The 12,580-nt window shown below is 56.0% G+C and carries 15 protein-coding genes; 6 read left to right on the top strand and 9 right to left on the bottom strand.

What is annotated here, in order from left to right; genetic code table 11:
* Positions 1-7: 7 nt before the first annotated feature.
* Positions 8-1,339 carry an oligogalacturonate lyase family protein gene (locus tag ASTEX_RS01765; RefSeq protein WP_013477891.1) on the bottom strand — a complete coding sequence of 444 codons (1,332 nt, stop codon included), beginning with the start codon at positions 1,337-1,339 and terminating at the stop codon, positions 8-10.
* 125 nt (positions 1,340-1,464) lie between these two features.
* Here ASTEX_RS01765 and ASTEX_RS01760 point away from each other — a divergent pair, with 125 nt between their 5' ends.
* On the top strand, positions 1,465-2,349 hold the full coding sequence (locus ASTEX_RS01760) for an alpha/beta hydrolase (protein ID WP_013477890.1): 885 nt from the start codon (positions 1,465-1,467) through the stop codon (positions 2,347-2,349).
* A gap of 88 nt (positions 2,350-2,437) precedes the next feature.
* Positions 2,438-3,961 carry an AMP nucleosidase gene (locus ASTEX_RS01755; protein ID WP_083805530.1) on the top strand — a complete coding sequence of 508 codons (1,524 nt, stop codon included), beginning with the start codon at positions 2,438-2,440 and terminating at the stop codon, positions 3,959-3,961.
* 130 nt (positions 3,962-4,091) lie between these two features.
* On the opposite strand, the gene ASTEX_RS01750 is transcribed toward ASTEX_RS01755, so the two are convergent.
* Positions 4,092-4,943 (bottom strand): DNA adenine methylase, encoded by an 852-nt coding sequence (locus tag ASTEX_RS01750; RefSeq protein WP_013477888.1) that lies wholly within the window; start codon positions 4,941-4,943, stop codon positions 4,092-4,094.
* Between the two features lie 167 nt (positions 4,944-5,110).
* Between ASTEX_RS01750 and ASTEX_RS01745 the strand changes: the two genes are divergently transcribed.
* From ASTEX_RS01745 to ASTEX_RS01735, 3 genes are all read left to right on the top strand, one after another.
* Complete coding sequence (locus ASTEX_RS01745) at positions 5,111-5,398, top strand: MreC domain-containing protein (RefSeq protein ID WP_013477887.1); 288 nt, start codon at positions 5,111-5,113, stop codon at positions 5,396-5,398.
* A gap of 31 nt (positions 5,399-5,429) precedes the next feature.
* Entirely contained in the window at positions 5,430-5,663 is a 234-nt protein-coding gene (locus ASTEX_RS01740) for a hypothetical protein (RefSeq protein ID WP_013477886.1), read from the top strand.
* Positions 5,664-5,911: 248 nt separating this feature from the next.
* Positions 5,912-6,445, top strand: coding sequence for a DUF3892 domain-containing protein (locus ASTEX_RS01735; protein WP_083805529.1), 534 nt, complete (start codon positions 5,912-5,914; stop codon positions 6,443-6,445).
* 32 nt (positions 6,446-6,477) lie between these two features.
* Here the strand turns inward: ASTEX_RS01735 and ASTEX_RS01730 are convergent, their stop codons facing one another.
* The 4 genes from ASTEX_RS01730 to ASTEX_RS01720 all read right to left on the bottom strand — a co-directional run bounded on the left by ASTEX_RS01730 (position 6,478) and on the right by ASTEX_RS01720 (position 8,087).
* The gene (locus tag ASTEX_RS01730; protein WP_013477884.1) at positions 6,478-7,056 is read right to left on the bottom strand and encodes a TIGR02594 family protein; all 579 of its coding nucleotides are present in this window, start codon (positions 7,054-7,056) and stop codon (positions 6,478-6,480) included.
* A 74-nt stretch (positions 7,057-7,130) separates the two neighbouring features.
* Positions 7,131-7,457: a phage holin family protein gene (locus tag ASTEX_RS01725; RefSeq protein WP_049781583.1), complete on the bottom strand. Its 327-nt coding sequence runs from the start codon at positions 7,455-7,457 to the stop codon at positions 7,131-7,133.
* Positions 7,458-7,485: 28 nt separating this feature from the next.
* A complete protein-coding gene (locus ASTEX_RS20940; RefSeq protein WP_013477882.1) occupies positions 7,486-7,620 on the bottom strand; it encodes a hypothetical protein in 135 nt (44 codons plus the stop codon).
* A 74-nt stretch (positions 7,621-7,694) separates the two neighbouring features.
* The gene (locus tag ASTEX_RS01720) at positions 7,695-8,087 is read right to left on the bottom strand and encodes a DNA-directed RNA polymerase subunit alpha C-terminal domain-containing protein (protein WP_144004586.1); all 393 of its coding nucleotides are present in this window, start codon (positions 8,085-8,087) and stop codon (positions 7,695-7,697) included.
* 66 nt (positions 8,088-8,153) lie between these two features.
* On the opposite strand from ASTEX_RS01720, the gene ASTEX_RS01715 reads away from it, so the two are divergent.
* Positions 8,154-9,656, top strand: coding sequence for a hypothetical protein (locus ASTEX_RS01715; protein WP_013477881.1), 1,503 nt, complete (start codon positions 8,154-8,156; stop codon positions 9,654-9,656).
* 40 nt (positions 9,657-9,696) lie between these two features.
* Here ASTEX_RS01715 and ASTEX_RS01710 read toward each other — a convergent pair whose 3' ends face one another.
* The 3 genes from ASTEX_RS01710 to ASTEX_RS01700 all read right to left on the bottom strand — a co-directional run bounded on the left by ASTEX_RS01710 (position 9,697) and on the right by ASTEX_RS01700 (position 12,529).
* On the bottom strand, positions 9,697-11,031 hold the full coding sequence (locus tag ASTEX_RS01710) for a hypothetical protein (RefSeq protein ID WP_144004585.1): 1,335 nt from the start codon (positions 11,029-11,031) through the stop codon (positions 9,697-9,699).
* 80 nt (positions 11,032-11,111) lie between these two features.
* Positions 11,112-11,306 (bottom strand): hypothetical protein, encoded by a 195-nt coding sequence (locus ASTEX_RS01705; protein WP_041658418.1) that lies wholly within the window; start codon positions 11,304-11,306, stop codon positions 11,112-11,114.
* A 62-nt stretch (positions 11,307-11,368) separates the two neighbouring features.
* Entirely contained in the window at positions 11,369-12,529 is a 1,161-nt protein-coding gene (locus ASTEX_RS01700) for a hypothetical protein (protein WP_168148052.1), read from the bottom strand.
* Between the last annotated feature and the right edge of the window lie 51 nt (positions 12,530-12,580).

Raw genomic sequence — 12,580 nt, 5'->3', positions numbered from 1 at the left:
ATATCGCTCACCCCTTCGCCACCTGCACCGCATAGACATGGATGGGGCCGTGCATATTTGAACGGAAGACGATCCATTTGCCGTCCGGCGTAAATTGCAGGTTCGGCTCGGTGTTATAGTTATGCGTCTTGAGGTTCACCAGCTTAGTAGCGCGCAGCACGCCCGGCCGCACCAGCTCCGCGGCATTGGGGGCAGAGACACCCAAGTCGTCGATAATCTCTGGCTGGAACAGGTAGAGCCATTTGCCGTCCGGCGCACGCGCCACCATATCCGCATCGCCACCATCACCGGCGAACAGCTTTCCGTCGCGGCTGATCTGAAAGTGAACCGACCATTCGTTTCGCTCCATGTGGTACCAGATGCGCTTGTGCGTTTTGAGGTCATAACTGGCCAGCCAGAAGTCCTCACCGCGCGGCGTTTGCAGATCATAAAGAATGCGCTCGCCGTCAAACGAGAAGAATTCGTGCCCGGCGATCTCCATGTTCATACTGCGCTTATGGACGTTTTCCTTGCCCGTGCCGTCGGTCCTGATCGTCCAGATGCGATCAACGCTATGCCAAGGCCCTTCATGGCAATACATTAGCCGGTGCGGATCGGTCGGCGAAAACTGCACGTGGTTTAGCCAGTCGGTCGAGGCAGTGACGACCTTGCGTTCGCCGGTCTGGATATCCAACGTGAAAATTTCCATCGGAATGTTCTGCGCCAGACGCTCAGCCATGCGCACTTCCTTGGCAGCCTGAAAGCTCAGCGGCTTGCCGTCGGGGCCGATAGCATTATAACCGCCGTCCGTATTAGCGACCTTGGGCCCCGGCTGGAGCTGATATTCGCGCTCGGCCCAGGTGCCGGCAAGCAGGGTGTCGTCGGCGTTGACCGTGGTCACATAGCCCTTGATGTCCTTGGCGATAGTGCGGATCTTGCCTGTATCCATGTCGATGGCGACAATCTCGATACCGGCACGGCCTTTATCGTCGGAACTCTTCCTCTCACCGCCGGGGAATTTGCGCGCGTAGCAGATGTTCTTGGTGCGCGACACCATCAGGCTGCCATAACCTTTCGGCGTGAGTTGGCGCAGTTTGCGTGTCGCCAGTTCAACCATCTGTATGCCGGATGGACTGTCGAAAATCATCCACTTGCCATCCGCCGTGAAGGCATTGTCATGGAAGTACAGGGATTTTGAATTGTCCTCGTCTGACAGTCGCAAAAGGCGATGTCCGGTATCGGCATCTACCCACTCACGCGGGATATCGGCTTTCGCCGCTGTGGTCACAGCGGTTTGCGCCAGCGCAGGAGCCGTAAAGGCCGCGGCTGCCGCGCCCAGAAGAAAGTCTCGCTTATGCACGTCCAAAGCTCCCTGAAATCCGTATCGTCTGTTTAGGGCCATACTAGGATAGTCACGGCCGAACTCAATGTCAGAATTTAGCATCTTCACGCAACTGTGCGCAAAATCCGTCGCAAGGGCTCCACATGATCCTCAACAAACGTCGGCTGCTGGGCGGCCTTGTGATCGGCAGTGGTTTAGGCCTGCTACTATCGGGCTGCTCGACCCTGTCGGCATTCAACACCCTGACGCCCAAGGATGGCGGGTCACGCCGCGTGGCACAGGACGTGGCCTATGGTGATCAGGCGCGTCAGCGTTACGACGTCTATACACCGACGTCCGGGGTAAAGCCCGCAAAGGGTTGGCCCGTTCTGGTCTTCTTCTACGGCGGCAACTGGGATTCGGGCAGCAAGACTGATTATGCGTGGATGGGCCGCTCGCTGGCCTCCCTCGGCTACCTGGTGATCGTCGCCGATTATCGCCTCTATCCAGAGGTCGTCTTTCCGGACTTCATGCACGACGCTGCATCCTGCGTGCGCCATGTGCAAAAGCAAGCCGTGAACTGGGGCGGCGATGCGGCGCGTCTGGGCGTCATGGGCCATTCCGCCGGGGCCTATATCGCCATTATGCTGGCGCTCGATGAGCAGTTTCTCAGGTTCGATCCCCTGGCCTCTAATCCGATACGGGTGGCCATCGGCGTCTCCGGCCCCTACGACTTCTATCCGTTCGATGTGGACGCGACCCGCAATAGTTTTGGCCGCTTTCCGCGTCCGTTAGAGACGCAGCCGGTTCAGCATGCCACCAAAAGCACGACGCGTTTCCTGCTTCAGCACAGTCGCGCCGACACGGTGTGCCGCCTGAGCAATTCGGTCAATCTCGATACGGCGCTAACTAAGGCCGGCACCGCGTCACAACTGATCGTCTATGAGGGCTTAAGCCATTCGGACTGTGCGGCGGCCTATTCCATTCCGTTTCGCGGCAAAGGCCCCCTGCGCGCCGACTGCGCCGCGTTTTTGAACGCGAACCTCTGATCGATATTCCTCACACCGCCTGTAACCGGGTTACAAAATGTGTGGGCCATGGCCTTTTCACAAGGAAAAAGGCGTGACACAATGGAATATGGAAAAGCAAAGAAAAGCGGCTCGTGGCGCCGAAAGCCACCGTTTCGACAATCTGACCGCCGCCGAGGCCGTCGCCCGCCTGAGAGACATCTACGTCGCCGCCGTCAAGGCGCTACAAACCGATCTTCAGGCTTATCTAACCGACCGCAGCAAACCGTCGAAAACCGCCCGTGAACAGGGCCGGTACTGCTATCCGCGCCTGATCGTGGTGTGGAGGGGCGTCGATGAAGAAGATGACGACGCACCGCTGCATCTGCGCCACCCCGTCGTCAACCGCGCTTTCGCCCGCTTCTCACGGCCCGGCACCTATTCCTCCTCGATCACCCGCCCTGACCTGTTCGGCGAAGAGATCAGGACGCAGCTTGAACTGCTGCAAACCGACTACAATGCCGAAATCAGCGTCGGCGTCTCGGATCAGGAAATCCCCTATCCCTACGTTCTGGATGGCGCAGGCCTTGACCTCAACAGCGTCTCGGCGTTCGATCTGGCGCGGCACTTCCCGACCACCGAACTGGCCCTCATCGGAAATGAAGTCGCCGATGGGATGGAGCTTCTCGACGCCGAAGGACACCGCCCGCTTGCTCTGTTCGACGGCTTGCGCACCGATTTCTCGCTGGCTCGCCTGAAACACTATACAGGCACCCCGGCCGAGCATATCCAGTCCTACATACTGATGACCAACTATCATCGCTATGTCGATGTATTCGTCGCCTACGCGCTGGAGCAGCTCAAGCGCCCTGACAGCCCCTATACGGCGCTGTCCTGCTGCGGCGGCATCGTCATCACCAAGGACACGCCCAACCCCCTTGAACTGATCGCCAACTCACCCTGGCGCAAATTCCAGATGCCGTCCTATCACCTGCTGTCACCCGACCGTCAGGGCATCTCTCTGGTGAATATTGGCGTCGGCCCTGCCAATGCCAAGAACATCACCGACCATCTGGCCGTTATGCGCCCACATGTGTGGCTTATGATCGGTCACTGCGGCGGTCTACGCCCCTCGCAAAGCATCGGCGACTATGTGCTGGCTCACGCTTACTTACGCGACGATCACGTGATGGATAACGTGCTGCCGCGCGAAATCCCCATCCCGCCGATCGCCGAAGTCCAGGTCGCCCTGCAACAGGCTGCGGTCAACATCACCGGTCAGGACGGCGACGCCCTGAAAAAGCGCCTGCGCACCGGCACGGTGGTCACCACCGACGACCGAAACTGGGAGCTTCGCTATTCGTCTTCGGCGCTTTTGTTCTCCCAAAGCCGCGCGGTGGCTATCGACATGGAGTCGGCGACGCTGGCCGCGCAAGGCTATCGCTTCCGGGTGCCCTACGGGACGCTGCTATGCGTGTCGGACAAGCCACTGCACGGCGAACTGAAGCTGCCGGGCCAGGCCAACCACTTCTATGAACGCGCCATCGCGGAACATATCGACATTGGTTTTGAGACGATCAACCTGCTGCGTCAGGCGGGCGCAAAACTGCACTCTCGCAAGCTCCGCGCCTTCGACGAGCCCCCATTTAGGTAAGGTTGATGCGGTAATAATTCTTACCGCTCGTTAGGGACTGAATATTCCGAAAAAAAACAGGCGGGTGGACTACCTAACCGGTATTTCTCCGCCTGTTGTTTTATTTGGCTTTTTGGCGCGAGTGCCTAACCTAAAAAAGCGTAGGTTCTGGTGCCGCCGGAGAGAGGTTCACCCCCCGTCCAATCAGCAGCTCGCGCACCGGCTCTTTCCGATCGACGCTGCCGACGCTGTATTTTGTGTTGACCGCTTCTATTTCCGCCCAATCGAACATCGCTCGAATCTCTGGCCTATCGTTGATAGAAAATATGAAGCGGCCCTCTATCGACCGCAGCTTATCAGCCATTCGCTGAAAATCCCCCCGAAGGAAGATGCCAGGTCCGTAATCGCCTTCACCTCCCCAATATGGCGGGTCTAGGTAAAAGAGTGTCCCCGGCCGGTCATAGCGTGTAATGCATTCGAGCCAGTCAAGGTTCTCGATAACCACCGATTGAAGTCGGACGCGCAAGCGCTCGATTCGCGGCTCTATCCGGCTGAGGTCAAAATTATGAGGGCTGGTAAGCGACACACCATAGCTTTGGCCTGAGACTTTCCCGCTAAAGGCTAGGGTCTGCAAATAAAGGAACCGAGCCGCGCGCTCGATATCAGTTAGATCCTCGTCCCTCGTTTCCTTTAACCGTTCAAATTCAGTTCGCATTGCGGGCCTCCACCGTAGCTCGCGGAACAATGCTTGAGGGTGGCGCTGGATTACCCTGTAGAGGTTGACAAGGTCCGAGTTGATGTCGTTGACCACCTCGACAGATGGCCGAAGCCTCCGCCGCAGGAACACCCCGCCCATTCCAACAAACGGTTCGACATAGGCCTGATGGTCAGTTCCGGCGAGTACCGCGCAGATCCGCTTTGAAAGATGACGTTTGCCGCCTAACCACGGCGCAACGGGCTCGGTGCCCTCAACGGGAATGAGAACATTTAAAGAACATTTCATTGACAATTACCCCTCGCCCGACCTAACAATCGCGCGCCTGTACAGGTTGGGCGGCGACCGTTTATAGGTTCAGACGTGAACGGATGGACTTCGAGCGAGGGGCTACTCGCTGTTTAGCGCGTTGGCGCGCGCTAAACCCGCCCATTTAGGCGGGAATGGAGTTTGAAATGGATCCAGAAGCGAAGGCGCGCGCACTGCTATCGAAAGCGCTGGAAAGAAAATGGGACAACACAGCCCGTCGTGTCGCCGAAGGGAAGGGCGGCTGGATCATGCAGGCCGTCGTCGGAGTGCTCGCCGAGCAGATCAAGGACTATGATCTGCTTAAAGCCCGTTACGATGCCCTTGTCGCCAATCAAGCGGCTTCCAGAAGTCGCCTTCAGAAGATGCTGTTGACTGAGGCCGAAGAGGTAGACCGCCTAAGAAAGCTACTAGCCTCAAGCGATCAGACGGCTTGACGCTTTACGCCTGGTCATGCGTCATTAGTGCATGATCGAACACCGCTATTCATTCTTCTGGGTTTCTGACGAGATGGCCGTGGGGGAGCTGGACGGCCTGATGTTGGCTGTGTGCCCGCATGTCGGCGATGAGTTTGTCGCGGTGGCGGATGGCGCGCCGGGAGAAGCACGCTATTTGGTCGAGCGAGTCCGGCACACGCTAGTCAAGGACTGGGGAGGTAAAACACTTCAGCAGATTGACCTATTTATCCAGCCAAAAACATAGTCCGGACACTACGGCAAGCATCTGATGGTTCAGGTTATCGCATTTGTCCACAAGCGCAACACAAAAACCCCGCCAAATCAATCTTTGGGCGAGGTTAATGCTTGCTTAAAGCGTATTTCCGGTCATCATATTACATGCACGCCAAAAGTGAATCGTGGTGGATCCATGGCGGGCATTGTTTGCAACGTAGGCCGGGCGGATATTTATGGTGAAATTTCACTAGCCGTCAAGCCACATTATAGGAGAGCATGATGCTCAACTATCTCAATAAGACTATCATCATCACAGATGTTTGGGCTGACGGGCCTGACGACGACTTTCGTATCGACATGGTGGGTAACAGCATTCATAAGTACACGCTTGATGAAGCCATCTATCTTGCGGAGATGGGCGTGCCGATGCGCACCGAGCACGATGGCTATTCAGCGCCCGTTTACATCCGTAGGCATTATCGGTCGGGTCGCTACTATCTGACGACGGAGGCGGACGGGGTACCGTGGAATAATCTGGGCCACATTTCAGTGCACACCGCGTCTATCGGCCAGCCACCGCGTATCAGGAAGTTGAGCGGACTTACTCCGAAGCAAACAGAAAGCCTGTGCACCGACCGAGGGGCGGCATCCTTTCTCAGTGGCTTGAGCGCTTCCTCCCCACCCCGTCGATCAGCGCCCTCTGTTCTTCAGGGGCTTAACGCTCTCTCCGGGCTTTCTCGGCCAGCGCATAACCCCTCGACCGGGTTCAATGCTTTAGCCGGCTTATCTGGCGTCTTCCCTCGACGGTAACTTGAACTGGGCGGTCCACCGGACCGCCTTTTTTATGCCTCATTCACGCTGACCGGGCCGCTGACCGTTAGCTTGATCTTCCGAACATTATCCGGTTGCACTGTATAGGCCGGACGGCTGACCGCGAACAGTCGGGCCTTCAGAATGCGGGTGATCGTGACCGCATCCGATTGATTGCCGCCGAGGACATGGAAGCAATCGGCGTCCTCGCCGACGTAAAGACCGACGTGACCGCCCCCCTCACGCTGGAAGGTCAGCACATCCCCGAGCATTGCGCCTGTCTTCGGCACAGGCTTCCCCCATTTCGCCCACGACAGGGCGCTGAGGTACTTATCGGGCGGCAGACGCTCAGGCTTCCCACCAGCACTGCGGACGGCGCAAAGGGCCATGAACAAGCCGCACCACGCGATAGAGTCTTCCGAATAGAATGTCGTCGCCCACTTATTATAGGCAGTAGGGTTAGCCTGGGCGACTTCGCCAGCCCACATAAGGATTGTGGGGTTATTGGCTTGGCCTTTGCCCTCGGTCAGTCCAAACACTTTGAGGGCCTCGAGCACCATCTTAGGGCCGGGCTCATTGGCAAGGTACGAATAGCGGGCGGGTAGCGTCATTTTACTCACTCCGAGATTGGGCGTGTCGCCCCGGACGTAAAAGGCCCGCCGGTGAGGGCGGGCCAGATGATGGATTATTCAGACTTGGACGGCTCAGAGCGCTTTCGCTCTAGCCAGAGCGCCCAAAGCTCATTGACGCCGTGGGGGCCTAGATATGAAGCGACGGCTATGATGGCCGCTTGACCATCGCCCGTGATGTTGACCAGAGCGCAGCCGCCATATGCGATCACACCCATGCCTACCGCCGTTGGCAGCTCGAGTAAGAGCCGCCACGACCAGAAGCGCCGCCGACCCTTTTTCACCATCTCGGTGTGATAGAGGATGCGACCCGAGACGGCGAAAAAGAAAGCCATGACCCACGCGCCACGCGTGGTCAGGTAGTCGATAAGTGTATGCAACAAAGTTTCCCCCGGCTCTGTCCGACGTGAGTTAGTAGGGCAGGATGGCGATCAGGTCTTGAACAGCCTGAGGAGCTTTCCAGCCGAGCGCAGCCGCAACCCCAAGAGCGAGGGTGAGCACCTTTTTGGGGTTGGCTTTGATGTAGCTAATGATCTGGTCTTTCATGAATTTGCCCTCCTTTAGGGCACGAAAAAGCCGCCCCGGGTTGAGGCGGCTGAATAGGGGGATACAAGTTTAAGTCAGTCGATTACGGGAATACCGTCTGGCCGCTGGAGGCTGGTAATTAAGTAAACTGCCAACCTCCCATCGGCAAACCGGAGGCAGGCCTGTCCCTTCGAGATGGCGACGACCTCGCCATAACCGCGCTGGGTTTTTACTGTCTCGTTGAGACTGAGCGGCGCGCCACCACGGAATGCCGCCAGCTTGTCCTTCAACTCTTTAATGGACACTCGCCCGAGGTTGGGCATGTTTCGAAGATCTCTATCAGTGAGCTGCACCGCCTGCCGAACCGTTAGCACAGGGTCATAAGTGATCTCCGGGTGCATTCCCTGAGCTTCACGCCGCTTTAGGGCGCAATAGGTTCTTCGGCAAAGTTTAAGCACCTCAATTGGCGCATCTAGCTTATCTTTCAAAATTGCCTCCGATTGGGATGGAGACAATACTCCCCTAAAAGGAGCAAAATAGCAAGGTTGCTACCCATGCGAAACTCAGTCAAGATCGGCGACGAATCGATTCGGATTCTGATGCACGCATTAGGGGCGGTAATGATCAGTGACGCACTTAAAGACCCATTAGTGATAGCTGAGATTGAAGTTTGGCTAAATAACTGGATCGCCAAGGACTACAGCTGCGAGGGGCTGAAAAGCAAATTTATGTCGGCTCCAGAACAACACGCCATACGCTTAGATCAACCTTGGGAAGGGCAACAAACTTACACATGGCGAGGGAAAGAATACTTTTATCCATATCTTCCTCCATTCGATTTAATTCGTGAAGGCGATAGCGCGGCATTGAAGCTCGTTCCAAATTTTAAGATGATCACCCCACTTGAGGATTGGAGAGACCCATTTCATGAAGCAAGGCAGAGGTACATTTCAAAGACTGGGCGAGATGCTTTCAGTTGGCCGCATGATGTTTGGCCGAACGGAATGTGGCTACCTGGCTTGATGTCCAATACTCGCGGCGCAGATTACGCCGTGTATGGCGACGACGAGATACACCACAGTAGCTCCGAAGACTGTCTGTTCATCTCACCAGTGAAAGCCGCACCGAATGCTAAATTTAATAAGTGCGTTTTCGTGGGTGGTCTAACAGTTACCGGCGGTGCCACCCAAGGCAATATATTTGAGGCTTCCGACTGCGTAGCCCGCACATTATCACTAAGGGGTGTCGTTATCGATCAGTTCACCTTCGGCGGAAAAATCATCTATCCCACTGCCGTGACTGCCGAAGCTTCGTCTATTGTGCGGTTTAATGCTGTTGGCGCGGGACTTAGCACAATTCCATTGAGCGGCTTATTTAGCCTTCTTCACGACCTTTCATTGGATGACTTCGTCAAGTCTGGGAAGTTTGATAAGCAGTTTAACAACCTCATTAAGACGGTGGACGCATTCTGCGCTATCTACCTCAAAGAAAAAGACGACCCCGACAACGAAAAACGTCACCACCATGCGAAGATTGAGTATGCTTTCTCGAAATTACGATCACGTTTCGACCGTGAGTCCCTAGATTACCTTTCTTCCAGAATGCATAACTACGAACTCCGGTGTAGGGAAAAGAACGATCGTTACTCTAGTCTGGAGCGAACCGTTTCGTGCGGCTATCGTCTATTTTCCGGTTATGGGAACAGCATAGGCAGGCCGCTGATGTTGCTGCTTTCGCTGTGGGGCCTGTGCGCGGCGGTCTACACAACCGCCTTCAATTTTGCGCGCGGGAGCCGACTGCAGATTCACGATGCCACATGGCCAAAGGGCATCGCCGATGGACTTTCCTACAGCGCGGGCAGAATTGCCCCCTTTATTCCGTGGGATAACCGCGTCGATTATCCCCCAAAGAGCCTAGAGGTCAGCATGCGGCTAATGGATGGGTCACTTGGCCTCATTGTTCATCTGACCTCGCTTGGGCAAACTACTCTGTCCGCATTAGCATTGTTCTGTCTAGCATTGGCATGCAAGAGACGTTTTAAGGTGAGCGATAAGTAAGACACTTCAAAAATGCCCAAGGGTCGTGGCCCTTTTGAAACTAAGGCGCGACGGCGTAGACAGCCGGGTTAGCCCACTGAGTGACTAAATTTTCCGTTGAGGCGTTCCGCACTAGGAAGGCTTGATTTGGACTGCCCTGCGTCGCAGTAAACAAACGGACCACCCTCTTCGGTAAATCGAACACCGAATTACCAATTGTTAGGGCAGGTAGCGGTGAAGTGCTTGATCCGTTTGTATTTGACCCAGCATACGCTTCAATTGTCCCTGCAGAATTAGAGCGGCCTAGGAAGTCTACCGCCATTAGATACTTCTGACCGACCGCCACTCCCGGGATGGATGCGTAGGCTCGCAGGTTTGAAGGTGCCCCAGTTGTACGGGTCATCGTCAGGATACCATTGTTCACAGACACGTTGCCGCCACCTTGTTGATAGGTCCATTCAGGGGCCGAGAAAACCGTATTTGTGAGTTTATTGACGCTGTAAGCCGCTTCCCCCACCAAACCTTCGCCCCACTCATAATTTATCGAAGCTCCGACTAGGTTTCCGTAGTTTGACGTGAAATACCAATACGACTTCTGACGGTCCGTAAAACTTAACGCTTGGATCTGTTTCACCGACCACGCGTTGGCAAACCCAGTTATACTAGGCAATTCGCCATAGGCAGCCATATACAGACCTGTTGACGGACTCCTCATCGTCATGCCTTTGGCCGCCAGAAACTCACAGTCAGCCTCTCCGACCCCTAATGGTATCCCAGTGAAACCAAGCCCGGTTCGAACATGAATCTCATTAAAGTGACTACCACTAGCAATTGGCATCCCGAAATAAACCAGTGACATCCCGGTCGCAGTTATCGCATTGACCGTAAGCTTTAGTTTTCCAGCGTCAGTACTCACTGATAGATCGCGGGACAAAACATCAGTACCATTTGTTGCCGTGGTCACATTTCTAAGCTCAAACACAGATCCCTCACGCGCGAGGGTATGGCTGACTTCGATCCCATCGACCATGATTGACTCAGAATTCAATGTGCCGGAAGGCCCCAAACCGTGATAGCTCCCAAAGCGCACATTGGCCGCATTTCTGCCAACCATATCAAAGGCACCAGCCTCGTCGGCTACCCATCTAGTAAAAACAGAGGGAGGGAGGTCGTAACTCGACATCACCCCGTATCCCGTCAACCGAAACTCAGGCCCTTCCCCCCCCAAATCGGCGGAGGTGCTCACATAAATGCCACGTTGAAAGCGCGCGACCTTCGCACCTTCAACGCTCTTCATTACAACGTAGAACAGGTTTGCGGTTGAAGGTACGACCCGAACCTTGCCGACGATTGGTGAATACAGCGTACCCGATTTATCAAAGACGACAGACGCCATAGCGGCGCCCGCGTCCTGCACCTCTGCACTGGTTACAGCTGGGGACAAATCACCGGTGAATGGATTTACTCGCGCACCCATTATTGCACCACCCATGGCGTTTCGGTCGCCACGTCCCCAGCTGCGTTGTAGGTGTAGGTCTTGACCCGCGTGACGCCGTCGACAGTTGCGGAAATTGACGTGACACGGCCTTGAGCATCATACCCGTAGGTCTTTGAGCAAGCGGCGAGCGCGAACGTGCTGCCGGTCGCGTCCAATGCGTAAGCATTCGACATGGAAAGCTCCCATGAAAAAGCCGCCCCGGGATGGAGCGGCGTAGATTCAAATCGTAGTGAATTCAGTAAAAGAGGGGCGATTGCCGCTCACCGGCAGCGGCCATTGCATAGCCATCAGCGGTCAGGTGATTGCCATCAGCAGTGATGCCGGGCTTGTGCACAATGGTGCCGTCAGTTCGGAAACACGACGCGCCCTTAGTCCAATCATAGACCCGCTTAAAACGCGTGCCGTACATCTTGGCCCGGCTGAAATCCCGGGAGACGCCTTCCTGAGAGATTGGCGTCTGATTGGCCGTTGTGGCCCAGCTGTCGGTGCTGGTGGTTTTTGGCAGCTCAGTGCCAGACAGGTAGCTCTTACCGGGGTAATAGCCGATGATTGTATCCAGATCGGCCAGCATCTGTCCGGAGGTACGCCCGGCGCTGACATCATTGCCGCCAAGTCCGATATATATGTCGGAATAATACTGCCCGATCAGCTGGCGCTGCGAATGGCTGCTGATGAATGACTGCAATGACATGCCTCGCGTGGACATATTCGTCCAGCCGCAGCGGTCAGAGAAATACCGCTCAAGCATACCATAGAAGCCGCCAAGGTCCGGCTCCCCACGCTCTCCTTCACCCATCCCATGGCTATCATCAATGAACAGGACTGACCGGCGCTGCGTCTGACCGAGGACGGTGGGCCAATAGGTGTTTACCCACGCTGCCCCGGGGTAGAAGACGTGGTTGAGCCGGGGCACCTGTTCGCCAGAAGCCGGATTAGCCAGATACCCCGCGCCCAGATGCCACGAACCCCGCCCGCCTGTGAAGACTTGCGCCCCGACGCGCTTGGTCCAGACGCGGAACTTGGCACCTGCAGGGATAGTGACGCCAAGCATGCCCAGATCATTGACGGCCTTCTCACCGTTCGGAGCGGTAACCGACGCGCCGCCGTAGTAGGCTACACCGATTGGATACTCTAGCCAGTCCGTGTAAGTGCAGGCACCGCCCGGCAAGCGCTCAGACGTATTTGAGGCATTGCTGTACCAGTTATGGTGCAAGACCTGCGCAGCGCTGATGTCATCCTGTGCGATGCGCGTTGTGACCGCCATGGACACAGTGTGATCAGTGGCCAGACTGTCTGCCGCGCGCCCAAGGTTTGAAACCGCGCCAAGGTAAGACGCTGGCAGGTATCCGTCCGATGCATCCAGCGCCGCCAGTATCTGTTCAAAGTTGGCCTCCAAGGCCTCCCGGAACCTCCGAAAGGTATGGGCCTTCCGGAGCGAGATCAAATC

Origin of the sequence: Asticcacaulis excentricus CB 48 (genome assembly GCF_000175215.2) — a bacterium.
Classification (GTDB): Bacteria; Pseudomonadota; Alphaproteobacteria; order Caulobacterales; family Caulobacteraceae; genus Asticcacaulis; species Asticcacaulis excentricus.
This window is presented reverse-complemented; position numbering and strand designations above follow the sequence as displayed.